Raw genomic sequence first — 23608 nt, 5'->3', positions numbered from 1 at the left:
CGATCTGAAATAAATTTTAAATAGCGATATAAAAAAGGTTGCATCTACACATCTAATTGTGGTATGATACTTTTCGTGGCAAGTTTATAAAAGTTAATTTCCTGGAGAGGTACCGAAGCGGTCATAACGGGGCGGTCTTGAAAACCGTTAGGGGGCAACTCCACGTGGGTTCGAATCCCACCCTCTCCGCCATACTACACTTATAATAAGGATTCGAGCGATATCGCTCGGGTCCTTTTTTGCGTTCTATGTACGTATAAAGCCCTGAATCTGCAAGTTGGTCGCCGTTGTATAGGTTGCCCAGTGTAACGGCATATTTCAATCACGCTGTTATGTATAAAAACATCTTCATCGCCGCACTTTATAGGAGTGGAGGTGGTAAGATGAACCGCGAGTTAAACATCGATCAGACAGAGCTTGTAGGGGCTTGGCAAGAACGTTTGCCTCAAGTCCTGAATGTTGGAGACCAGGCTCAGGTAATGGCCGATGAAGCCGATCAGCAGGCTATTCGGATACACATTGCTACAGCAGGGCACGAAATGTACTCTTTTGATTTCAAATGTGCATATGTCGATTCCCGTGAAGTCAGCGTACAGCTGATTGATGTGGAACGTGATGGACGAACGACAGATGAGCGTACAGAACCGATTCAGGAACTGGCTCACGATTATACACGGCACATTCATGAATGCGCCCAGTCGTTACAATCCCAGACGAGATAATAGCCTGAAATCTGAAGGAGTGAACTAAATTGACTAAAGCCAAAACGGGAGTAGACAAAAACCTGCAAAATGTAATTGATGATCTGGAGCAGCCAGCCGTAAACAGTCATCATGCTCAGCAGATTCAGCAAGATATTAATGATCGCCGTCATCAGGATGCACTGAATCATGATAAAACGGAAGATAGGGACCCATCCCATTCCTAAACAATGATGAGGGGGCAATAATATGAGCAAACCGAAAACAATTCCCGTACCGGAAGCGCAAGCATCCGAACAGCATCATCATTCATCCAAACGCTCTTCCATGCAGGAGCCCTTATCTGGTTCCAAAAAAGTTAAAAATCAAAACCACGTGGATCATTTGAATCCTCAAGGTTAATAGAAGAAACAGATTTACAGCAAAAGTCCCTTGTTACCTAACAGGGGTCTTTTGCGTATTCATACATATATAAAGACATGCACATGGTTTTTCCCAAAGCTTACATAGGTCTTTGTAGCCATTTTAAAGAGGAAAGATCACATTTTTCCCAAATTAGGTTTCGGTATCGGGTGATATGGTATATCATTGAGATTGAATTACTTTTTTTGGGGTTATCACGAGAGGAGAGAAAAAAATGACTAAACGTATGGGGGCGCTTCTTCTTACATTGCTGTTGACCGTATCTATGGCATTGACAGCATGTAGCAGCAAGCAGGAACCAAAAGAGGCATTGAAGACGGCTGCGGCCAATGCTTCCAAATTGACTTCGTATGAAATGAGTTCCAACTTTACAATTAATGAATTGAGCTATAAACCTGGGGATGCGTCACAAACTGATCCTACTATGACTCAGTTTATGAGCATGCTGAAGGATGCTCAATTGAATGTAACGGGTGTATACCAAAGTGAGCCAATGCAGACAGAGATGACTGTTGGCATCGAGCTTAAAGGCGACATGGGTATGACCTTTAACATTCCAATGGTGATGACAGCAGAGAAACTCTATGTGAAAGTGCCGAACATTCCATTCTTCCCGATTCCTGAGAATGTTGTTAACAAGTTCTTGGAGTTGGATCTGAAGGAATTGGCTGAGCAAGAGGGCACAGAGTGGAACCCGGATGCTATGGACGCAGCCAAAACGCAAAAGCTGAGCAACGAAGTAATGGACGCAGTGCTGGGCGAGTACGATCAAGCTAAATTCTTCAAAAACCTAGACACCAAAGATGCACAACTTCCTGAAGGTGTAGATGCGAAGCAGGTTGTACAATTCTCGGTGAATAATGACAATGTTAAAGAAGCGGTTACTGTACTGGTAACGAAAGCTATGCCTAAATTATTGGATATTCTGTCCAAAGAGGAATATCGTGAATTGCTGCAAATGGATCAGGCTGATATCGACAAAGCTAAAGAAGATCTGAAAATCACTGAGGCAGATCAGGCTGAAATGGCTAAAGACTTGGATAAATTGAAAGATGTTCTGACAATTAACCAATTCAACATCGATTTCGCATTGGACAAAAACGACTTCCCGGTATATCAAAAGATGGTTGCTGATGTGCTGATCAAGCCGGAAGATACGAAAGACGAAGTGAAATTGGCATTTACCGGTTCCAATACGTATACCAAGATTAACGAAAAAGCAGCATTCAAAATCAACATCCCTACGGGCGATGACGTAATTACCATGCAAGAGTTCGAAGAATTGATGAACGCTTCGTACGGTTACTAATATCGTCGAGTCCAACCAAAACCGTCTGTTATTCAAGTGAAGGATATCTCCTTCCGCTTGGATACAGGCGGTTTTTTTTTGAATAAAAATATAGTCTATACAATGAATCGGACGGAGGATAAACTATTTATAAATGAAAGGGGATTAGGGGGAGTACTCAATGATAACACCGGATGAAGAGCAGCTTGCTTATGAATTCATTGAGCATCCTGTTCATGTATGTGGGATTTATCGTACTGTATTGCGTGCAGACATGATTTACGATGGGCACCGGGAGAAACGAACAGAAAAAAGTGCTTTGCTGCTGGTGTTACAAGGACAGGCAGAGTTTCATTTTACGAATACGGATGGTACGAAATATCTTTATCATATGCAACCAGGCAAGGCCTTTATCGGGGGTAAGAATATGCACCTGGAGATCCATGTCGGGGACAGGAACTTTGAGTATGTATTAGTTCATTACTTGCCGGCAATGCAAAAGGAAAAGGGGCTTCACTCGTTTCATACGGATCAAGTCTATGAGCTGCGGATGAGCTTGAATGATTCAGAGTCTGGAGTTCAAGGGGAATTGATGCTGGCTCTCCTTAACGTTGCTTCCAATCCAGGGTATATGAACCAACTGGAGAAGCAGACCCTATTTTATCAACTGCTCATCTCGGTATTCCGTGGAGCGAGAAATGAAAGGAATACATCGAGTGTTAAATGGGTAGATTCAGCTCAGGAATTCATTCATCATCAGTATGCTGAACCACTGACGCTTGAAGGTGTTGCTGCTCAATTCGATATGAAACCGAAATACTTTTCACATTTGTTTCAAAAATACACGGGGATGGGTCCGATGCGTTATCTGATGCAGTATCGGCTGAATCGCGCACAGGAGTTGCTGGAGATCGGAAGTTACACCGTGAAAGAGGTATCTGCAAAGGTAGGTTATGCGGACCCCTACTACTTCAGTCGGGTGTATAAATTGCATAAGGGCTGTGCCCCGTCTGAAGTGAGAAAGATTATGGGACCTGGAAAGAATCCATCCTGAATCGGACAGTGTCCATTGTACAGGCGGATATCACTGATATAATTGATAATGATAATTGTTATCACAAATTCGCTGAAGTAATTGGAGGATCTCTAGAGATGCATAGAACAAGATATAAGGGTTGGGTCATGCTTGTTGCAGTATTGAGTTTAGTTTTACTATTGGCTGCCTGCTCGTCGGGTGAAAAAAAGTCAGAGCAAACGACAAGTCAGACGGAGCAAAGTGCTACCGATACAGTCGAGAGTTCCGGCTCATCATCTGAATCCGCAGATGGGTCATCTGATAACTATCCACGTACGGTACAGACTGCTCGGGGAGACATGGAAATCAAACAACAACCCAAAAAGATAGCTTTGGCGCATTGGGGATTGAGTGATGATCTGCTCGTATTTGATCTGGATTCCGTGGCTATCACGCTTCCTTTTACAGAAGATCAATCGTTGTTGAAAAGTGACTTGTACAAACCGTATGTTGAAAACAAAAACACGATTGATATCGTGGGTGAGAATACACAAGTGAATCTGGAAGCATTACTTGCTTATGAACCGGATTTGATTATTGCTGGCAATGAGACGAACAAGGACATTCTGGAGCAACTCGATCAGATCGCACCAACTGTTGTACTGGATGAGACCAAGCAGGATGTATTCAAAGGATGGCGTAAAGTCATTACAGATCTGGGGCAGATTTTGGGACAGGAAGAAACGGCTATACAGTATATTAATGATTTTGATCAAAAACTTGCAGATGGTAAAAGCGAGCTTCAATCCATCGAAGGAACGGTTGCATTCATGCAGGTTCGTGAGAAACAGGCCTATCTTCAGGGTGCCGACTATATCTCGGAATATTATGAAGGTCTCGGACTAACACCTCCGTCCACAGAGGCTGGAGAGCTTACACTGGAAGGGATTGCGAAGCTCGACCCGGATTATCTATTTTTGGGGTACTTCAATATGGAAGATCTATCTCTGTCTGCTGTAACGGATGAATGGGAGAAAAGCGCTGTCTGGAAAGGACTCAAGGCAGTGAAGAATGGGCATGTTTATAAGATAAATGGACAGGTTGCCTTTGGTTTTGGGCCGGTTAGTAAGTCTTACGGTGTAGAGCAAATAACGAATAGTTTGAAAGCCCAATAAAAAAGTGCCATACAAATAAAACCGCACTCTTCCCTAAATACTAGGGTAGTGCGGTTTTGTATATTTGATCTGTATATTGTTGAATTGGAAATACAGACGGTTGTGAGGATAAGTTTCTTCTCAATTAATTCGCAAGTTCATCCAAATCTTCAGCAAGTACAGCGTAGATCTGATGATCCTGATATTTGCCGTTGATCTTGAGATATTTGCGAGCAGTACCTTCGAATTGGAATCCGTTCTTCTCTAGAACTCGCTGCGACCCCTTGTTGGAGGGTAATACCGCAGCCTGAATCCGATTTAACTTCAGTGCACGGAAGCCATAAGCTACGGCCAGTTTAACCGCTGCTGTCATTCGTCCACCGCCCTGATAATCCGGATGGATAAAGTAACCCATGTCAGCATAATTGGCAACGCCCAGTACCACATTATTGAGACTTACTTGTCCAATGAGCAGGCTGTCTTTAATGGTATAGATTCCAAATTGATATCCTGTACCTTCTTCTGCTGCCTTGACCCGATCCTGAATCCGCCGAGTCTGAGCATCCAGTGTATAGAAATCATCCTCTCGCACAGGTTCTACAGCTTGATATGGGATGCGTGTGATCTGAATGAGGTCCAGATAGGATTGTGTATCCTGGGGTGTGAGCAACCGAAGGCTTATGCCATTGGCTGTATCATAGAGCGTTAGTGCCATTGCAACACACTTCCTTTCCAAATTGGGATGTCGTATTTGATAATTACTGTCATTTTTTGCGCAACCGTCTGAAAAATTGAGTCAGCATCGTGGAGCATTCAGGCTGAAGAATATCCGGGACAACCTCGGTACGATGGTTAAAACGAGGCTCCTGTAGCAGATTCATCAGTGTACCTGCGCAGCCTGCCTTGGGATCAGCTGTACCATAGATTACGCGGGGAACTCTGGATTGTACAATTGCACCTGCACACATTGGACAGGGTTCCAGAGTGACGTATAGCGCACAATCCAGTAAACGCCAAGCTCCAATCGTCTCACTTGCTTGGCGGATAGCTACCATCTCCGCGTGGGCGGTTGAATCAAGCGTAGTTTCACGCAGATTATATCCTCGACCAATGATTTGGTTATTTTGTACGATTACAGCTCCAATCGGAACTTCCCCAAGAGCTTCGGCTTTGTAAGCCTCGGCAATGGCCTCTCGCATCCAATGCTCATGCTGAGCTTCCTCGGATAAATGTGAAAGGTCGGGCTGGAGAGAATGGTCAGTCATTACAATATAACTCCTTCCAAAAGCGTTTATTCAGCGAACAAGTATTCGGGTTGTTAACATGTTGTGCATAGAATTGTGGATAACCGTACAGTTGCTCACATAGTTATAAACAAACTATCCACAAGCCTGTGGATTTGTGGATAAATATAGTGATTAATTTCATTGTAGAGTCCAAAAAGGCAAAAAACAACGAATTTCGAGCATTTCAGCCAATCGGTAACTTTTGGACGGAGGTCAATTATACTTTTCAAATAGGCATACAAGCGTTATGATGGGTATAGGTTTTGCCATATATCGCCAGAGGGTACAAGCCGAGAGGTGAACAAAAAAGTTGTCTATTAAAACGAAATTATCCATGATTATGTCGTGCTCAGTGCTCGTGATTTTAGTGTTGAATATCGCACTGAGTTATTATACTACAGAAGAGAATCTGCGGCAGGACAGTGAAAACAAGATGGTTCTCACTGCGAAGCAGATTGCAATTGCTGTCGAACAGAATCAATACAGTTCGGATTATGTAAAACGACAGATTGGAAACAATCTGTGGCTTGCTGCCGTAATGGCAGCGCAAGAATTGGACCCGGATATTAATAATATCACAAATGAAGAACTTGTTCGCATGAGCCAAAAGGTCGGCGTCTCGCATATTTCGTTGATGGAGCAAACGGATGATGACATTGTGGTTAGTCGCTCTTCAGATCCGAGAGAGATCGGACTATCCACCAAATCCATGACCTATTGGTATCAGGCCTTTAAGCAGTTGTTTGAAAAACAACAGGTGACGATTCCCCAAGGGCAGAAGTTGGATCATTTCTGGTCAGATGGATTCGAGTATTCTACATCCAGTCCTTCGGATATTGATATCTGGGGTTACTACCATGATGGAAAGAGAAACTACATAATCAATCCCTTCTATAATAATACGGAAGTTGATGACTATGTGAAAATCTCTAGTCCGGATGAGATTTTGAATAAAATCCGTGAGGTCAATCCCTCCATTCTGGAGATTACAGGCATCAATCCGTTAACTTTCGGCAGCCCGAACATGGGGGATGACGGAAGAGATTCGAACTTTAGCAAGTTGAATAACAGACCGATTCGTTTCGGCACATACCAGTATGGTTCTACGGATGAGGACCATCGTGCTGTAGTGCGTGCCATTCGGACAGGGCAAAATGTGTCTTTTGTCAGTGAAACGCACGAACAGAAGGTACTGAAGAGTTTTATTCCCATTTTCACACCCAATCAATCCTCGTATGTCATCAGTATTGTCATGGACTATAAGCAAATATCCTCCATGGTATCGGAGCAGCTGGTGAGCCATGCCTCTATATCTCTGGTTTTACTGGAGATCGTGATCTTTGGTAGCTATTTGCTCGCAGGCTATATTACACGCCCGATCCAATCCATACTGGGCAAAGTGAATGAAGTAGCGGATGGACACTTTGATTTTCGTCTGAAAGTCCGGAGGAAGGATGAACTTGGCCAACTGGCCAACCGTATTAATGCCATGATTCGCAATCTGGGCCATTATACGAGCCGCCTGAAACAGATGTATGAAGAGAATCGGGCGGTTAAAGAGCATCTGGAGTCCATCATCAATCAGACGGCTGATGCCATCCACATTACGGATCTTGAAGGGAAAGTGCTACGGGTTAACCGGGCATTTGAACAATTATATGGTTTTCGAAGTCGTGAGGTGGAAGGTCGTAACCTGAAGATCATCCCGCCAGAAGCAGAAGAAGAAATGAAACGTCAGCATGCCCAACTGGTTGAGGGGATGTCCATTACGTCCAACGAAACCACCTGGATGAAGAAAGATGGAACCCGGGTAGAGGTCAGTGTCAGTACGGCTCCGGTACGAGACGAGGCTGGAGAGATTACCGCGCTTATTAGTGTCTCCAGGGACATTACAAGTCGTAACAGGATGGAAGAGCTGCTCAGACGCTCTGAGAAACTAACAACGGTGGGCCAGCTTGCAGCGGGTGTGGCACATGAGATTCGTAATCCACTGACCACACTGCGCGGGTTCCTGCAGCTCCAGCAAGAGAGCAATAAGTTGAATCATCGTCATCTGGATCTGATGTTATCGGAGCTGGATCGCATCAACCTTATTGTCGGTGAGTTTCTGATTCTGGCGAAACCGCAGGCAGTTCATTTTCAGAATCGGGATGTTCGGTTTATTCTCGGTGATGTCATCTCGTTACTGGATAGTCAGGCGCATCTGCATGGTGTAGAATTTGTACTGCGTGCCTCATCCGATTCGGCTATGGTACACTGTGAAGAGAACCAGTTGAAGCAGGTGTTTATCAATTTGCTGAAAAATGGCATGGAGGCCATGCCAAATGGAGGAAGCATCCATATTAAGCTCAAGCATGACGAACAGTTGAACCGCGTCAGAATTGAGATCAAGGATGAAGGGATTGGTATCCCGGAAGAGATGATGCCCAAACTTGGGGAGCCTTTCTTTACGAACAAAGAGTCTGGAACAGGGCTTGGCCTTATGGTCAGTCAACGCATTATTCAATCACATAAGGGCATGATGGATATTAAAAGCGTCATGAACAAGGGAACAACGGTTATTATTGAACTGCCTGCATCCGAGCAACAACCGGAAGTTATTGAGGTAGATCAGGTAACGGATGAATCACTTACAGATGAAGAGAAATAGATGAGGTGAGATTACCTTTTGCGTATTAATAAATTTATTAGTGAAACAGGTTACTGCTCCCGGCGTGAAGCAGACAAGTTGGTGGATAGCGGTCAGGTAACGATTAATGGAGTTAAGGCTGAACTGGGCAGTCAGGCAGAAGAAGGCGACGATGTACGAATCAATGGCAAGCCGATTAAGGAAAAGAGAAAACACGTATACATTGCCCTGAATAAACCGATTGGGATCACAAGCACAACCGAGCAGCATATTCAGGGAAATATCGTTGATTTTGTCGGGCACGATGAACGCATCTTTCCAATTGGGCGTCTGGATAAGGACTCAGAAGGTTTGATCCTGATGACCAATGACGGAGATATCGTTAACCGGATTCTTAGAGCAGAAGGACGCCATGAGAAAGAGTATATCGTCACTGTTGATCGAACTGTAACCCCGAGTTTCCTTAGAGGTATGAGCACTGGGGTGAAGATCCTGGGTGAGATGACCCTGCCTTGTACCGTGACCCGGATGACGGATCGAGTATTCCGTATCATCCTGACTGAAGGAAAGAACCGTCAGATCCGGCGCATGTGTAGTGCCTTTGGCTACGAGGTCCGTAAGTTGAAGCGTATTCGGATCATGAACATTCATCTTGGAGAAATGGCGACAGGTTCATGGAGAGAGCTTACCGCCGCAGAAAAAGCGGAACTGGGCGGTCTGCTGGACTATTCACTGGAATAGTCGATTCGCCTTTGACTACTTTAACCGATCAAAGCTCTGCTTTCCGTAAGGGAGAGCAGGGCCTTTTGGTGCAGGGTCAATAAAGACAGGTAGATCATCCGAAATAATGTGAAAATATATAGAGATAAACCAAGCCTCATCCATATATAAACCAAAAAGACCGTTCTCCTTGTACCTGGAGAACGGTCTTTGGTTAATGAATCGCTGTAGGCTTCTAGTTTCCTTCACCAACGGTTTTTACATTCGTATTGTTACTTTGATACTTCCGAATGATAGAGACCTCTACCCGGCGATTCTGTGCCCGTCCGGTATTGGTGTCATTGCTGGCAATCGGGTGATACTCTCCATAACCACTTGGTGTGAATTTGGAAGGGTCCAATTGCGTGTTCAGCAACAGGATTTTCAAGAAGTTGAGCGCACGGTCTGCGCTTAGATCCCAGTTATCCTTATATTGGTTGTTCGAAATGGGAATATTATCAGTATGGCCGGATACCACCACTTCATATTCAGGGAACTCCTGCAGCATGCTTGAAATTGCTTTGGCCAGGGATCGTGATTCAGGCTTCACATCTGCTCGGCCTGAGGAGAACAGGGCGTTATCACTGATGGTGATCTTCAATTCAGATTGATTCAGCTTGGTGTTCAGCTGGTCGGAAAGCCCGTTCTTCGAGATATACTGGTCAAGCCGTTTCTTGAGCTTCTCCAGATTCTCTTGCTCTTTCTGAGCCATCTGAGCATCGGTGATCTGATTTGGTGATTTTTTCGTAATCTCCTCAGGCTGTTCTTTCTTCTTACCAAGATCAGCACCCGGAGTTTCAGGATTCATGGAGCTATAATCAAGGACACCTGATCCACCATTCAATGCGCTGCTTAGTGCGGAAGCCATTTGCTCAAACTTACCCGCATCAATGGAACTCATGCCGAACAACACAATAAACAGAGCGAGCAACAAGGTCATCAAGTCGGAATAAGGGAGCAACCAACTCTCGTCTGCATGCTCTTCATGTGGCTCATGCTTCTTAGCCTTTTTCACCTGATGAACCCTCCTTCTCTTCCAGTTGTTTACGTTCGGAAGGTGTCAGGAATACAGATAATTTCTGATTGATAGCAATGGTGGAAACACCGGATTGAATCGAGAGCAGACCCTCGACCATCATGAGCTTGATTTCCATCTCTTGCTTGGACATCCGCTTCAACTTGTTGGACATTGGATGCCACAGTACATAACCTGTGAAGATACCCAAGAGGGTAGCGATGAATGCTGCTGCGATCGCTTGAGAGAGCTTATCCATATCGCTAAGGTCCGCAAGGGCTGCGATCAAACCAACTACGGCTCCAAGAACGCCAAGTGTTGGAGCATACATACCTGCTTGGGAGAAGATCAGTGCACCACTGCGGTGACGTTCCTCTGTAGTGTGAATATTTTCCATTAGAACATCGCTGACGAAATCTTGATCGTTCCCGTCGATAATCATTCGCATGCCGCTGCGAAGGAAATGATCGTCGATTTCTTCAACTTTTGATTCTAGCGCAAGCAAACCTTCACGACGGGTAGTGGAAGCCCAGTCCATAAATGTGCCGATTAGGGATACGCGATCGATCAATTTTTGCTGTTTGAACAAAATTCCGAAGAGCTTCGGAATTCTCTTGATTTCTGACATAGGGAATGCCATAAAAATACTTGCTGCGGTACCAACAAATATAATCATGTAGGCTGCTGGGTTGTTGACCAGATTAATTACGGGAGCATGCTTCAACATCATACCGATTACAAGTGAAGCGAGTCCCAAAACAAGTCCAATAATTGTTGAAATGTTCATCATACACCTCATCCATGAGATAAAATTGAATCCTTTCAAGCGGCTAAATTCGGGCTTCCGGACGAACGTAGAGCCGCAATTCGTTTAATGCTTGGCACTCTTTTGGATTGCCAAAACAGTTAAAACGATCATGTATAGTATTTATCGACCAATAGGCCTTTTTTTTTAAGGGCTATTTTCAGGTATAATAAGATCAAATCCGCTCCTTAGGGGCCGAATAGGAGTGAAAAGCCAATGGGCGTAAAGCATGGACGGGATTATGAAGGAATTTTGACAGATTTGACAACGGCACTCGGACGCATACCGGATCGGTACGTTTTCTTTGAAATGGACTCGGAAGAGTGGGAGAGACTAGGCGCGCCTGAGCAACTTGAAGTGGATGAGGCGTTGGCGGAAGATCTGTTCTATGCACTGGGTGAAGAGTCTGTCATCCCGGTTGGAAGTGGAGTCGTCATCCATGATAAGGATCAGCACCGCATTCATATTTTGATCGGGGAAGAAGAGTTAACGTTTGTACCTTTAATTTAGTGTGTGCACATATCCTCAAAGCCTTACGGTTATTGGATCTATGCCATTCAGTTAATTGGATTTTGAAGCTTGTCCGTGGTAAGATGTTAGTCGTGAAATGGGCCAACTGCATGGCAGTTAGCCTGGCCTTTGAGGTTGCTGTAGATCGCACCGAAGGTGTCGGTGGTTATACGGACATTCGTCTGTAAGGTACCATCTTATGGGGAGGAAGATAACGCATGGTTTTTTCGCAAGAGGAAGTCGAAGCTCATCTGGGGAGGCTGGAAGGCTGGGAACTGGAAGAGGGACGGTGGATTGTACGTAAATTCGTTTTTTCCAACTACATGAAAGGGATTGCATTTGTGGATGAGGTCGCTGCGATCTCGGAAGCATTCAATCATCATCCTTTTATTACGATTGACTATACAACGGTTACGCTGCGTCTTACGTCATGGGATGCGGGCGGTATTACATCTGTAGATATTAAGGAAGCAGGACAGTATAACGAAGCTTATGACAAAATGAGGTCGGAATAACGAGTTCGGTTATTATCGCACGGCGGAAGTGAGTGAACCATACATGTCAGACTATAATCAGAAACAACCTCTTATTGCTGTCGTAGGCAGTCTCAATATGGATCTCGTGGTGAAGACAGACACGATTCCGGAAGAGGGAGAGACGGTGAGCGGGGAGGAACTGCATTATCTCGCTGGTGGCAAAGGGGCGAACCAGGCTGTTGCCGCTGCACGTCTGGGTGGACAAACCACGATGATTGGTGCGGTGGGGTCGGACGGTTTTGGCGAACGTCTACTGCACAGTCTGACGGAAAGTGGTGCAGATGCCTCGCAGGTTCGCATATTGGAAGACACGGTTACAGGGACGGCGTCCATTTGGCTTTCTAGGGGAGACAACCGGATTATTGTTATTCCTGGCGCGAATGGACAAGTTGTGCCTGCGATGCTGGAAGAGGCGGATACGGTAAAAAGCCTGACTGCAGCCGCAGCGGTGCTGCTGCAGCTGGAGATCCCGCTGCCTGCGGTCACCCGCGCCGCCCAACTGGCGGCTGAAGGCAGCGCACTGGTGGTGCTCAACCCGGCTCCCGCGGTGCCGGGTCTGCCCCAGGAGCTCCTGCGGTGCGTCGACGTTGTCACGCCGAACCGCAGTGAGCTTGCCGTGCTTACCGGCCGGGATCATCTCCGGCCGGAAGACCTGGATGCGGCGGTCGCAGAGCTCGCCGCATCCCTCGGGGCCGCTGTCGTCACGACGCTCGGCCCCGAGGGGGCAGTGTACGCGGCGGCGCCTGGTGGCCGCGTGCAAGCAGGGCGTGCCGGCGCGTGCCGTGCGCCCGGCTACGCCGTAAGCGCCGTCGATACGACCGGCGCTGGCGATTGCTTCAACGGCGCGCTGGCGGTAGCCCTCGCGCGCGGTGAGACCTTGGACGCGGCTGTAGGCTTCGCCATGGGCGCGGCCGCGTTATCCGTGACGAAGCTCGGCGCCCAGTCCGGGATGCCGTCCGCACGTGAAGTCGAGGCCTTTCTGGCTGAGCATGCCGCAGAGGCCTAATAACTGGTATAACAAAGAGGCTCTTATCCTCCCAAAGGGGATTAAGGGCCTCTTTGTTATGCGTATGCAGAGATTATTTCTTCTCTGACAGCCACATGGCGATATTGGCAATCTCTTCATCCTGCAGTTTGCCCTTAAAGGCAGGCATGCCACCTTTACCTTTGACAATCGTAGAATAGATCTTCTCCAGATCATCCTGGCTACCGATGTTTGCCAGAGCAGGACCTACGCCACCCTGAAGCTGATCACCGTGACAGGAAATACAGTTGGCTTTTACCAGTGCCTCAGCCTGTCCTGCATCCATCGTTACTTCCGGCATGGTTGGTTTCGCTTCTTCAGCCACTTCCTCTTTCCCTGGAAGCGTAAACATTAAAACAATAGCTAAAGCGCATGCTGCAAAAAATACCCCGCTCATGATCCATTTGTGCATCCCTTATGTCCCCTCCAGAATGAAAGATCATCTAACCTGAAACTATCCATATCATTATAACGGAACCTGTAGTTACATCATAGCATTTTGTGGTAATTTTTTGAACTAATCACATAACAAGGGGCAGATTTGGTTATTTTGCAATGGATTCTAATCACGAGGCCCTTTATAGACCATGCAGTGAAAAGGCTTTAAGCCGCTTGGGGTCTGTCGTTCGTATGTATCCTGGGTGACAAATCCACTCTTCAGATAGACTTGAATGGCACGGGCATTCCAAGTCAGCACTTCCAGGTCAATCTCATTCGTCGGGTTCCGGCGAATGGCTTCCTGTACAATGGCGGTGACGAAAGCTTTCCCTTGACCCTGACCGCACAGCTCTGGATGCATGCCGAGGCCAATCCGGGTTACGTCTTGAAGGGGGAAGTATTGAACAAATCCACATATGCGTTCGTTCTGATCTAGAACAATCGCATATTGTTCCTGCCGCAGCTGTGCATCCCCAAATTCCACTTCCAGTCCTTTCATCTGCTCCCAGGGGAGCCAGCTGTAAATATTGTAAGGCGGCTCGTATTGCCAACTGCAGATAAGCTCCGCATGTTCTTCTTGCATGGGTACAACATGAAACGTCACAGGGGCTTCATTCATACATCTGCACGCTCCTCTCATTCATTACCAAACCCTCAGTCCACTCTACAAAAGAGCAGTTCTTTTAGCAAGTCTGTAACTTTGGGAAAAAAATGAAACAAAAGTTCCAGTAATTTCGTTTATATTATAACGGGGTGGGTAAAAACATCATAAGGGCACGGACAAACGAACGTAAAGTTAAGCTGTTGATGTCGCAGGATATGCCTCGTGTGTTACTTGCAACGTGAACAGGGAATGAAGCACAAAAAAACCGCCGGATACATTCCTGCGGAGAATGTACCGGGCGGTTCTGTTATGCTTCTTATTTTGTTCCAGTATGGTTAATGGTTACAGCATCATGTTGCTCAGCTTGTCCCTAGTCAAGGGCCAGTGATTCATATGCGTCCGTGCTCATAATCCGTTTAGCGCCAACATAACGATTGGCCCAGTAGTTTTCACTCAATGCACTGATCGTAACACCTTTGGAAGAAGAGGAGTGTGCGAACTTTCCATCCCCCACAAAGATTCCTACATGGGATACGCCTTTACCTGTTGTATTAAAGAATACCAGATCGCCAGCTCTCATCTCCATGCGGGATACGGAATCGCCCATTTCGAATTGGGAACTGGATTGGCGTGCCAAATCAATACCCAATTTGTCAAATACATACCGTGTGAAACCGGAGCAGTCAAAGCCGTTAAGCGTTGTTCCTCCGCTTTTGTATGTAGTTCCCATTGCTGAATCAATTACTGTATCCATTTTTGAATCTGCGAATGCGCTGCCTGCACCAAGCGATAATGCGAATGTGAGGCTAAGTACAGCTGCGGTTAATTTCTTTTTGAACAAGAGATATACCCCTTCCAATGCCTGCGAGGTTAGCTTAAGGATTCGGTTGAAGGTCCCCTATGATCCCTCTGTAGCAAGATCAATTCACCCATAACTGGTTCCCCCGCTTCCCAGGTGCCAGGAATTTGGCTATGCTAGTTATGCACCTGCGAAATCAAGAAATGACGATTTAATTTTAAGTAGTTACAAATATGAATGTAAAGATTACAAAGTTGTTACTAAAAACTCACTGCGATTATTGTAACAGAGGAGTATTGATTTGGCAACGTTTAGCAACAAATTTAGCAAAAAAAACCTCGACCTTTGACGGGGAAAGGTTGAGGTTCGCCTATTTGTAAGTACATATTAGGCCATGAGTTTAACATGCGATGGTAACAATTTTTAAACTACCTGCTCTAACCTTTGGATGTTTTGGACTGCCATAAGCGAAAATGAGCGCATATTTTCCACAGGTTCATTAGACATCTGGCAAGAGGATATGTCTGTTGTAGTATAAGTCCAGTGAGTCCTGTTAGTAACCATGAGGCTGAGGTGAATGCCCCGAAGATAAGCAGATGAATACCGCCCAGTAGCAGTGCAATGCCAATCACGGTGATGAGATGACGTAGTGCAATCCAGAGCGCTTTGAGTGTGCCGTGAATGCCACCTTCTCCTTCCGGTGCAGAAATACCGAACTGCATGTAGAGCAGGATGTGATGGATAATCCAGCCATATATGATCCAGGCAGCTACATAAGGTATGGCGGGCAAGAGTAATTGAAGGGAATGAAATCCGTCCATTAGAATGGAGTACAGCTTCGGCACGAGCCAGTAGGCGGGCAGAAGTATCAATAATGTACGTATGGTGTGGAGCAACAGCATCGGTTTCCACAGATTTTTGATTCCGCGGACGAATGGAATGCGCTCTTCTGTACTATTATAGTGCTGAAGCGAGTAGAGCAGTCCTGCCTGAATGAGGGGGCTGATCAACATGCGAACCAACAGCATAGCCCCCAGGATCCACAGATAACGATGAACCTCCGGATGGGTGGACAGGTTAAGTTGGCTTTCCATTTTGAATAAAAGCGTACTTAACTCTCCGGCATCAGGGTCAGGATAGCGCAGGAGTAGTGGGACGACCGCCGATTGAACCATTCGATAAAGGAAATATCCCCATATGAGCTGATAGAGAAATAAGAGTGCTGCAATGAACATATGCTGACGGACGAGAAACCAACCTTCACGTATTTTTGCTTTCACCGTTTCCACCTCACCATGACAGACCTCCGAATATGGCTTCTATTAGTTTGGTTACACTCATGCTCCAACGGGACTTCGCCCGCTCATCCAGTCCGGATTTCAGGAAATTGTTCATGTGGCGGTTCTCCAGCACGATCGTGTATAGGGGATCGGTCATGGCCCAGGAAACAGGGGATGTGTGAGTCAATTTATAGGTGATGCGATCTTCTTTGCCCTTCCATTGCTTGGTGAGGATATGCCCGTCTTCAAAAGCAATGCGAACAGGAACAGCGTTATAATCACTCCCTTTTTTCACGATCGTCACGGATGACTCGTACAATGTTTGGCCGTCTTTTTGCACAGGTGTGACACGAATATCCTCTACAGCAAAATCAGCCATGCCGTTACCATAGATGTATTGATCAAAATAATCAGACCAGGAAGTGCGGGTTACTTGCTCTACAACTTTCTGAAAATCAGCTGATGTGGGGTGTTTGAAACGGTACTTCTTCACATAGGTAGAGAGAATACGTTCCATCGTTTTCGCCCCGACTTGATGTTCTATACCGAGCAATACAAGCTTGCCACGTGTGTAGACATTGGCGGCATACTCATTCTGAGAATCGAACTTCCAGGATTCCTGTGTTAATGATGAAGGAGACGTAATTAGGCCCGATTGTACCGGCAGGTTCGGGATCAGTCCATATTCCTGCTCCATCAATTTGTCTTCCGCATAAGAGGTGAACCCTTCATCCAGCCAAGCTTCTTCGAATTCATTGCTGGCAACCATGCCGTAGAAGTATTGATGGCCAATCTCGTGAACTACGGTACGTTCCAGGTCATAGCCTGGCGTGGTATCATCCGCGCCAAAGGCTGTGATTAGCGTGGGATATTCCATCCCTCCGGCACCGTTCCCCGTTTTGGGTGGAACAACGATGGATAAGGTCGCGTAAGGATATGGACCAAACCATTTGCTATAATTGGCTAGTGCGGCCTTCGCGGCATGGAAATATCGTTCTTTCAGATCCTGATGAGCAGGGTCCAGGTACAGCTTGATTCGTACACCAGGAACATTGGGTGCAGAGAAGGGTTCCTCGGCATAGACAAAATCGGGTGAGGCTGCCCAGGCGAAATCATGCACATCATCGGCATAGAATTGATAGACTTTCTCTCCATTCTTCACCACAGCTTGCTGCGTTGGAAATCCCGTAGCAGCCACTTTGTATGTTTCAGGCACCCGAATACGCACACTATATATACCGAAGTCGGCGTAAAACTCCGAATTGCCGTGGTATTGGTGCAGATTCCATCCTTCCGTTGTTCGTCCACGCCTGCCCACAGGTTCATAGGCACTTAATTTGGGAAACCATTGACCGGCCATGACAAAATCATCAGCGGTTCCCATCCGTGCAAAAATCTTCGGCAGATTTACTTCGAACCGGGTGTGGAGTGTGATGCTTTCCCCGCCTTTGACGGGTCTAGGCAAGCGTACTTTAATGAGGGTGGTATCCTTGATGTTACCGTCATCTGGCTGCACATACTGCATCCGGTGCAGCAGAGAGAGCCCGTCCTCCGTTTTCATTTCGGTAATGTTCATGGAGCCATAGCCATTGGTAGGCATGACATCACCCCGAAGCTTTCCGCCGGATTCCTTCATAAAGGTGGTATCAGCAGAAGAGAAGGCGTTGGGATACATATGAAAATATAGTTCACTGACGGTTTTTTTACCTGGATGTGTCCAGGTGATCGTCTGAGTCCCTTTCAATACGTTCCCTTCGGCCAGTTTCACATCCATGTGATACTCCACAACACGGTTGCTGTACACTTCGGCGGTAGGGGTCTGTACACTTTCTGGAGGTGCTGGGGTTGGGGCTATTGCCTTGGGCTTGCCCGATTCGGGGGCGAGTACTGGCAATTCGGAATGAGTTGAGCGATTATAACCCAGAGTGAGCCATATCCCTCCTGCAAGTACACACAGGGCCAGGGATGCGGTGAGCCAGCTCTTGGCGCGTCGTGGAATCATCGTTAAATACCTCCCGTTGACAAGCATCTACAGCATGTATATGTTTGCAATGGGCCAATTATTAGTTAAAATATTTGTATCAACCCTTGGAGGCTATAAACATGGACCAAAACGAGCAAAACGGCAAAAAACAGATTGCCTTGAATATCGTTAGTGCAAAAAGCAAGCATAAAGGCTTCGGTGCAGGCTCCATTGATCTGAATAACCTTTCCCCGGTCATTATTGATCATGGCGAAGCCAAGATCGATATCGGTGCGATGCATGCGAAGAGCAAAGTGGAACGCAATATCAAGTTCTCTACCAATCGTGAAGATGTGCCCAACGGACGCCAAGTATGGCTGGTTTGGGTAGCTGTCGATCGCACGGAGGAAGGCCAACTGTATGGTGGAGCAACGGCTTGTGAGATGTGGATTGATACAGAAGCAAGACGTGGGTGGAAACTGCTGGCGGAACATGTGAATCGCATGGACTATGCCTTGAAACGTCGCTTCATGTTGGATGAGCTTGGACCCGAAGCTCGAGCTGCACTCAAGACGCTGCTGATCTCACACAACGAAGAATGGTGGAATGCTTCTCCGGATGAATTGAAGGAAGCACTTGCCTAAGGCAGATCATTCAATACAGTATAAAAGCAAAAAAAGCAAAAGGCCCCTTGACCGGAAAGTTCGGTTCGGGGCCTTTTGCGTGTGTGTTAACAGTATTCATCAATCTGAATAATTATGAATTTTTATCCGAAGTGAATTTCCAAATGCCCAATATGATCAGGGTGTGGGGATGACGTAATTAAGTCATCCCGTGTTTGCATCATTCAACCCACCAACGTTTGAAGTCACTCCACCAGGAATGCTTCTCTTCCTGTATGCCTTGTTGATTCTCAACCTGACGGGCTTTCTGGTCCTTCCCTGGATCGGAATCATCCGTCGTGCCATGACATACTTCTGTCGGTTCAGTACCACCAATAAAGACTTCTAGTCGCTTCTCTTCACAACCGTTGCCTGCCAGCTTGCCAGATTCCGGGTCAATATAGACACTTACAACATGATCAGGCACGCTGAAAATTTTGGGTGGTACGCTAGCAAGTGCCTGCTCTGTGAAATGGGCAAAGATCGGTGCCGCTCGGCGACCATCCGAAGTCGAGATAGCTTTACCCTGGTCATACCCGACCCATACAGCGGTGGAGAGCTCGGGTGTGAACCCAACCAGCCAGGCATCCGTATTGGTCGTCCCTGTCTTTCCGGCTACCGGACGTTTGATTGTGGCAGACACCCGGTTACCCGTTCCCCCATTTTCGAAGACACTTTCCATTAAACGAGTCAGGACATAGGCTGCTGCAGGTTCCACCACAGTCTCAGCCTTGGTCTGTGGGGATTCATAGAGTACACGCCCTGCGGCATCTGTCACTTGCAGAATGGCGACAGGTGGCGTCCGTTGTCCACCCGCAGCGATGACGGAGAAGGCAGACGCCATCTCCAGCGGACTGACAGGTGAGGTCCCCAGAGCAAGGGAAGGCACAGCACTCAGGTTGCTTGTAATGCCGAGGTTTTTCGCCATGCTCACAACCTGCTCAGGACCAATCTGCATGATGGTGTTTACCGCATAGATATTGTCTGAAGCAGCGATCGCCTGTCTAAGATCGATCTCCCCCAGATACTTGTCTCCAAAGTTGCCAGGTTTATAGGTTTTGCGGTCATTGTCATAATGAAAGAGCGTAGGTTCACTGTTAAACATGGATGCACTGGTGAGCTGCTTGGATTCCAAGGCTGCAAGATACATAATGGGTTTAAACGCCGAACCTGGCTGGCGTGTGGTCGCCAGTACATGGTTAATCTGATTGGTGCGGTAGTTTTTGCCGCCCACCATGGCTTTGATGTAACCCGTGCGAGGGTCGATGGACACGAGAGCCGTCTCCAGCTCGCTTTTGGCATCCATACCTTTTGCTACAGCATCTTCAGCCGCTTTTTGTACACGTAGATCCAGTGTGGTGTAGATATTCAATCCCCCATGATCCAGCATTGCTTCACTGATTCCCAGCTCTTTGATGGCCAGACTTCGAATATAGTCACGGAAATAAGGAGCGCTTTCCACCGTTTTACGTTCACTTTCCGGCTTGAACGAGAGCATTTTCTCATAGGCTTTATCCGCCTCGGATTGGGTGATCTTGCCGATATCCGCCATGGCATTCAGCACAATCTTCTGTCGGTCTTTGGCATTCTTCATATGGTTATAGGGTGAATAGTATGTGGGCCCTTTCGGGATTCCTGCCAGCATGGCACTCTCTGCGAGATCCAGCTGTTTGGCTGATTTGCCAAAATACATTCGCGAAGCCGCTTCGATTCCGTAAGCTCCGTGCCCATAATAGATTTCGTTCAGATACATCTGCAAAATTTCATCCTTGCTATATTTCATCTCCAATTGCGCCGTGTACATGGCTTCCTTTGCTTTGCGAGTCCATGTTTTCTCATGAGACAGATACAGGTTACGCGCCAACTGTTGGGTCAATGTACTCGCACCCTGTGACATCTCCATATGTTCGAGGTTAACGAGCACAGCTCGTCCCATCCCTTGAACGTCGAACCCGTAGTGATTATAAAATTTGCGGTCCTCTACAGCTAAAGTCGCATTGACCAGATCTGGAGCGATATCCTCCAGTTGAACGGGTACAGAGTCTTTGCCACCTGCGGAGAAGGTAGCGATGACTTCACCCTGACTGTCCAACAATCTGGAATTCCGGTCAGAGTCTGCAAGGGGCAGGCTGGTTGCATATAGATATACCAATCCGGCAGCAGTAGCGAGTATGGCGAGCACGGCGAGCAGAGACAGGTTTTTAAACAATTTCCGTACACGGAACCCGCGTTTGCGGGTCTTTTGGTTTGGCTTGGTCATGGAACGGGCTCCTCTCTTTTCTTCCAGTATGGGACTTGATTGGCAGGGATATTCAATCGGGTGCATAAGCGAACAAAATGTAGCATTTTCGCCGGAAAAACCGTTTTGCAGTATAAACGTCAATCGCGTATAATGCAAAAGGGTAATGAAAAGGTAAGATTCGGCACAAGATACTAAAGCGCGTAAGGACGAACAGACGAATGGTCATTGATTCATTGATTAGTCAGACGCTCTGCACGCTCTGGTCAATTTAATCTATATAATGAAGTGAACCGCGGACCTTTCCCGCAGGCCAGCAAATCATAACGCGATATGGCGCCGAACGCTGGACGTGCTTGGGCGAACCGATTATAGTGCACAGCACTTGGGTCGGGTATGGCTGATCATTAACTTTACGGAAAGAAGGTAGAGATTATGGAATTGTGGTTTACGGAGAAACAGACCCCGGTATTCGGGATCACCGCGAAGATTAAACAGACCTATGTTACAGAGAAAACCAATTTTCAAGATTTGGCCATGGTAGAGACCGAGGAATTCGGTAACATGTTGCTTCTTGATGGCATGGTGATGACTACCGTAAAAGACGAGTTCGTATATCACGAAATGGCGGCACACCCTGCGCTAAACACTCACCCGAATCCGAAAAAAGTTCTGGTTGTCGGTGGCGGTGATGGCGGAGTCATTCGTGAAGTCATTAAGCATGCTGCTGTAGAAAAAGCAGTTCTCGTCGAAATTGACGGTAAAGTTATTGAATATTCCAAAAAATATTTGCCTGAAATCGCCGGCAAGTTGGACGAGCCTAATGTTGAAGTGCTCGTGAACGACGGCTACATGCATATTATTGAACATAAAAATGAATACGATGTGATCATCGTAGACTCCACTGAGCCTGTTGGTCCGGCTGCTCCATTGTTTGAGCGCGGTTTCTACCAAGGCATTTACGAAGCACTCAAAGAAGACGGAATCTTCGTTGCCCAAACGGACAACCCGTGGTTCAAGGCGGATCTGATCCAGAAGGTGAACAAAGACGTCAAAGAAATCTTCCCGATCGTACATGTGTACGGCTGTAATATTCCAACCTATCCAAGTGGTTTGTGGACATTCACCATGGGTAGCAAGAAACATGACCCGCTTGAAGTGGATGAGACTCAAATTCCGGAGATGGATACCAAGTATTACTCTCCGCGTCTGCACAAAGCAGCATTTGTACTTCCTAAATTCGTGGAAGATTTAACGAAATAAAGGGGAAATCATTAATGAAACTGGATCAAGCTTATTCAGGAAACGTATTTATTTGCAGCTCTGAGGATTATGAGAACTCCAAAGCAGTTATCTATGGTATGCCGATGGATTATACCGTCAGCTTCCGTCCGGGTTCCCGTTTCGGCCCATCTCATATCCGTCAAGCATCGGTTGGACTTGAAGAGTACAGCCCGTACCTCGACAAAAGCATTGTAGACATGACGTACTTTGATGCTGGAGACTTGCTCCTGCCTTTCGGTAACGCGGGACGCAGCCTAGAAGTGATTCATGAATACATCGGCAGTCTGCTGGCTGACGACAAATTCCCAATTGGATTGGGTGGCGAGCACTTGGTTACTTGGCCAGTCATCCAACAGATGTACAAGAAATACCCGGATCTTATCCTGATTCATATTGATGCACACGCAGACCTTCGTGAAAACTATGAAGGCGAGCCATTGTCCCACTCCACGCCAGTACGTAAAGCAGCGGAGTTAATGGGTGGCAAAAACATCTATCAGTTCGGTATCCGTTCTGGCTCCCGTGAAGAGTTCCAGTATGGTCGTGAGAACATCAACTTCTATCCGTTTGAAGTGGCAGCTCCGATGAAGGAAGCCCTTCCGAAGATGGGCAACCGTCCGGTATATGTGACCATCGACATCGATGTGCTTGATCCGTCTGCAGCACCAGGAACAGGTACAGCAGAAGCGGGCGGCATTACGTCCAAAGAACTGCTTGAAGCCATCCACATGATTGCAGGATCTGGTGTCAATGTAGTCGGTTGTGATCTGGTTGAGGTAGCACCAATCTACGATCCAACACAACAGACACAGATTGTGGCTGCGAAGATGATCCGTGAAATGCTGCTTGGATTCGTGAAATAATTACAGAATGATCGATAAACTTAATGCTCTCTGTCTGCGCGGTTTCAAATCTGCGCAGACAGAGAGCATTTTTATTGCTAACGTTTATCTGCGTGTCCTCAACTATTTCAGCTTAAGGAACGGACTGGATAATATATCCGAAACTATTCTCACAAGAGGAATAATTAAATTAAATTAAGTTAACTTAACTTAACTTAATTTAACTTCTGTCCAGAGCTATGTTATACTGACTACAACAGTATTTAGTAGTATATGAATTGATATATTACACTCGTGAAGTATATGGAGACCGGGTTCGACCATATACTAAAAAGAGCCTTTACCGCGCCAA

At 46.6% G+C, this 23608-nt stretch carries 24 protein-coding genes, 1 tRNA gene and 1 riboswitch; of the genes, 15 read left to right on the top strand and 10 right to left on the bottom strand.

Annotated features, from left to right (window positions below; translation table 11 throughout):
• Positions 1 to 103 precede the first annotated feature (103 nt).
• The 7 genes from WFI24_RS33450 (at position 104) to WFI24_RS33420 (ending at position 4602) form a co-directional block, all read left to right on the top strand.
• Positions 104 to 192, top strand: a tRNA-Ser gene (locus WFI24_RS33450).
• A 191-nt stretch (positions 193 to 383) separates the two neighbouring features.
• Entirely contained in the window at positions 384 to 722 is a 339-nt protein-coding gene (locus WFI24_RS33445; RefSeq protein WP_036607297.1) for a hypothetical protein, read from the top strand.
• A 29-nt stretch (positions 723 to 751) separates the two neighbouring features.
• Positions 752 to 928, top strand: coding sequence for a hypothetical protein (locus tag WFI24_RS33440; protein WP_336766082.1), 177 nt, complete (start codon positions 752 to 754; stop codon positions 926 to 928).
• A gap of 22 nt (positions 929 to 950) precedes the next feature.
• A complete protein-coding gene (locus WFI24_RS33435) occupies positions 951 to 1103 on the top strand; it encodes a small acid-soluble spore protein P (RefSeq protein ID WP_145326589.1) in 153 nt (50 codons plus the stop codon).
• 235 nt (positions 1104 to 1338) lie between these two features.
• Positions 1339 to 2433 (top strand): hypothetical protein, encoded by a 1095-nt coding sequence (locus tag WFI24_RS33430; protein WP_336766081.1) that lies wholly within the window; start codon positions 1339 to 1341, stop codon positions 2431 to 2433.
• Between the two features lie 160 nt (positions 2434 to 2593).
• Positions 2594 to 3466, top strand: a complete 873-nt coding sequence (locus WFI24_RS33425) for an AraC family transcriptional regulator (protein ID WP_336766080.1) — start codon at positions 2594 to 2596, stop codon at positions 3464 to 3466.
• A 98-nt stretch (positions 3467 to 3564) separates the two neighbouring features.
• The gene (locus WFI24_RS33420; RefSeq protein ID WP_336766078.1) at positions 3565 to 4602 is read left to right on the top strand and encodes an ABC transporter substrate-binding protein; all 1038 of its coding nucleotides are present in this window, start codon (positions 3565 to 3567) and stop codon (positions 4600 to 4602) included.
• A gap of 124 nt (positions 4603 to 4726) precedes the next feature.
• Here the strand turns inward: WFI24_RS33420 and WFI24_RS33415 are convergent, their stop codons facing one another.
• On the bottom strand, positions 4727 to 5296 hold the full coding sequence (locus WFI24_RS33415) for a GNAT family N-acetyltransferase (protein WP_336766077.1): 570 nt from the start codon (positions 5294 to 5296) through the stop codon (positions 4727 to 4729).
• 49 nt (positions 5297 to 5345) lie between these two features.
• Positions 5346 to 5846 carry a tRNA adenosine(34) deaminase TadA gene (gene tadA / locus WFI24_RS33410; protein WP_145326593.1) on the bottom strand — a complete coding sequence of 167 codons (501 nt, stop codon included), beginning with the start codon at positions 5844 to 5846 and terminating at the stop codon, positions 5346 to 5348.
• Between the two features lie 331 nt (positions 5847 to 6177).
• Between tadA and WFI24_RS33405 the strand changes: the two genes are divergently transcribed.
• Both WFI24_RS33405 and rluF read left to right on the top strand, forming a co-directional pair.
• A complete protein-coding gene (locus tag WFI24_RS33405; protein ID WP_336766076.1) occupies positions 6178 to 8517 on the top strand; it encodes a PAS domain S-box protein in 2340 nt (779 codons plus the stop codon).
• An 18-nt stretch (positions 8518 to 8535) separates the two neighbouring features.
• Complete coding sequence (gene rluF / locus WFI24_RS33400; RefSeq protein ID WP_278297436.1) at positions 8536 to 9237, top strand: 23S rRNA pseudouridine(2604) synthase RluF; 702 nt, start codon at positions 8536 to 8538, stop codon at positions 9235 to 9237.
• Positions 9238 to 9451: 214 nt separating this feature from the next.
• Here rluF and motB read toward each other — a convergent pair whose 3' ends face one another.
• Together motB and motA are read right to left on the bottom strand one after the other, a co-directional pair.
• Positions 9452 to 10270, bottom strand: a complete 819-nt coding sequence (motB, locus tag WFI24_RS33395) for a flagellar motor protein MotB (protein ID WP_336766075.1) — start codon at positions 10268 to 10270, stop codon at positions 9452 to 9454.
• Complete coding sequence (gene motA / locus WFI24_RS33390; protein ID WP_336766086.1) at positions 10257 to 11057, bottom strand: flagellar motor stator protein MotA; 801 nt, start codon at positions 11055 to 11057, stop codon at positions 10257 to 10259. The genes motB and motA overlap by 14 nt, the downstream gene beginning before the upstream one ends.
• Before the next feature lie 234 nt (positions 11058 to 11291).
• On the opposite strand from motA, the gene WFI24_RS33385 reads away from it, so the two are divergent.
• The 3 genes from WFI24_RS33385 (at position 11292) to rbsK (ending at position 13127) form a co-directional block, all read left to right on the top strand.
• The gene (locus WFI24_RS33385; protein ID WP_145326597.1) at positions 11292 to 11585 is read left to right on the top strand and encodes a hypothetical protein; all 294 of its coding nucleotides are present in this window, start codon (positions 11292 to 11294) and stop codon (positions 11583 to 11585) included.
• A 218-nt stretch (positions 11586 to 11803) separates the two neighbouring features.
• A complete protein-coding gene (locus tag WFI24_RS33380) occupies positions 11804 to 12100 on the top strand; it encodes a 4a-hydroxytetrahydrobiopterin dehydratase (protein WP_062838136.1) in 297 nt (98 codons plus the stop codon).
• Between the two features lie 43 nt (positions 12101 to 12143).
• Complete coding sequence (gene rbsK, locus WFI24_RS33375) at positions 12144 to 13127, top strand: ribokinase (protein WP_310343171.1); 984 nt, start codon at positions 12144 to 12146, stop codon at positions 13125 to 13127.
• Between the two features lie 73 nt (positions 13128 to 13200).
• Here rbsK and WFI24_RS33370 read toward each other — a convergent pair whose 3' ends face one another.
• From WFI24_RS33370 to WFI24_RS33350, 5 genes are all read right to left on the bottom strand, one after another.
• On the bottom strand, positions 13201 to 13557 hold the full coding sequence (locus WFI24_RS33370; RefSeq protein ID WP_336766074.1) for a c-type cytochrome: 357 nt from the start codon (positions 13555 to 13557) through the stop codon (positions 13201 to 13203).
• Between the two features lie 150 nt (positions 13558 to 13707).
• A complete protein-coding gene (locus WFI24_RS33365; RefSeq protein WP_336766073.1) occupies positions 13708 to 14202 on the bottom strand; it encodes a GNAT family N-acetyltransferase in 495 nt (164 codons plus the stop codon).
• Between the two features lie 355 nt (positions 14203 to 14557).
• Positions 14558 to 15028: a C40 family peptidase gene (locus tag WFI24_RS33360; protein WP_145326601.1), complete on the bottom strand. Its 471-nt coding sequence runs from the start codon at positions 15026 to 15028 to the stop codon at positions 14558 to 14560.
• A gap of 3 nt (positions 15029 to 15031) precedes the next feature.
• Positions 15032 to 15169, bottom strand: a riboswitch (cyclic di-AMP (ydaO/yuaA leader).
• Between the two features lie 254 nt (positions 15170 to 15423).
• Positions 15424 to 16266, bottom strand: a complete 843-nt coding sequence (locus WFI24_RS33355) for a hypothetical protein (protein WP_336766072.1) — start codon at positions 16264 to 16266, stop codon at positions 15424 to 15426.
• A 10-nt stretch (positions 16267 to 16276) separates the two neighbouring features.
• The gene (locus tag WFI24_RS33350; RefSeq protein WP_336766071.1) at positions 16277 to 18268 is read right to left on the bottom strand and encodes a M1 family metallopeptidase; all 1992 of its coding nucleotides are present in this window, start codon (positions 18266 to 18268) and stop codon (positions 16277 to 16279) included.
• 101 nt (positions 18269 to 18369) lie between these two features.
• On the opposite strand from WFI24_RS33350, the gene WFI24_RS33345 reads away from it, so the two are divergent.
• Positions 18370 to 18873, top strand: a complete 504-nt coding sequence (locus WFI24_RS33345; RefSeq protein WP_336766070.1) for a YwhD family protein — start codon at positions 18370 to 18372, stop codon at positions 18871 to 18873.
• A 199-nt stretch (positions 18874 to 19072) separates the two neighbouring features.
• Here the strand turns inward: WFI24_RS33345 and WFI24_RS33340 are convergent, their stop codons facing one another.
• On the bottom strand, positions 19073 to 21151 hold the full coding sequence (locus tag WFI24_RS33340; protein ID WP_336766069.1) for a transglycosylase domain-containing protein: 2079 nt from the start codon (positions 21149 to 21151) through the stop codon (positions 19073 to 19075).
• A 414-nt stretch (positions 21152 to 21565) separates the two neighbouring features.
• On the opposite strand from WFI24_RS33340, the gene speE reads away from it, so the two are divergent.
• Both speE and speB read left to right on the top strand, forming a co-directional pair.
• Positions 21566 to 22393, top strand: coding sequence for a polyamine aminopropyltransferase (gene speE / locus WFI24_RS33335; protein ID WP_336766068.1), 828 nt, complete (start codon positions 21566 to 21568; stop codon positions 22391 to 22393).
• A gap of 14 nt (positions 22394 to 22407) precedes the next feature.
• Complete coding sequence (gene speB, locus WFI24_RS33330) at positions 22408 to 23277, top strand: agmatinase (RefSeq protein WP_336766067.1); 870 nt, start codon at positions 22408 to 22410, stop codon at positions 23275 to 23277.
• Positions 23278 to 23608 lie beyond the last annotated feature (331 nt).

It is taken from the genome of Paenibacillus sp. USHLN196 (genome assembly GCF_037144955.1).
Lineage (GTDB): Bacteria > Bacillota > Bacilli > Paenibacillales > Paenibacillaceae > Paenibacillus > Paenibacillus xylanexedens_C.
Note: the sequence above shows the minus strand (reverse complement) of the source record. Positions and strands in the feature narration are given on the sequence as shown.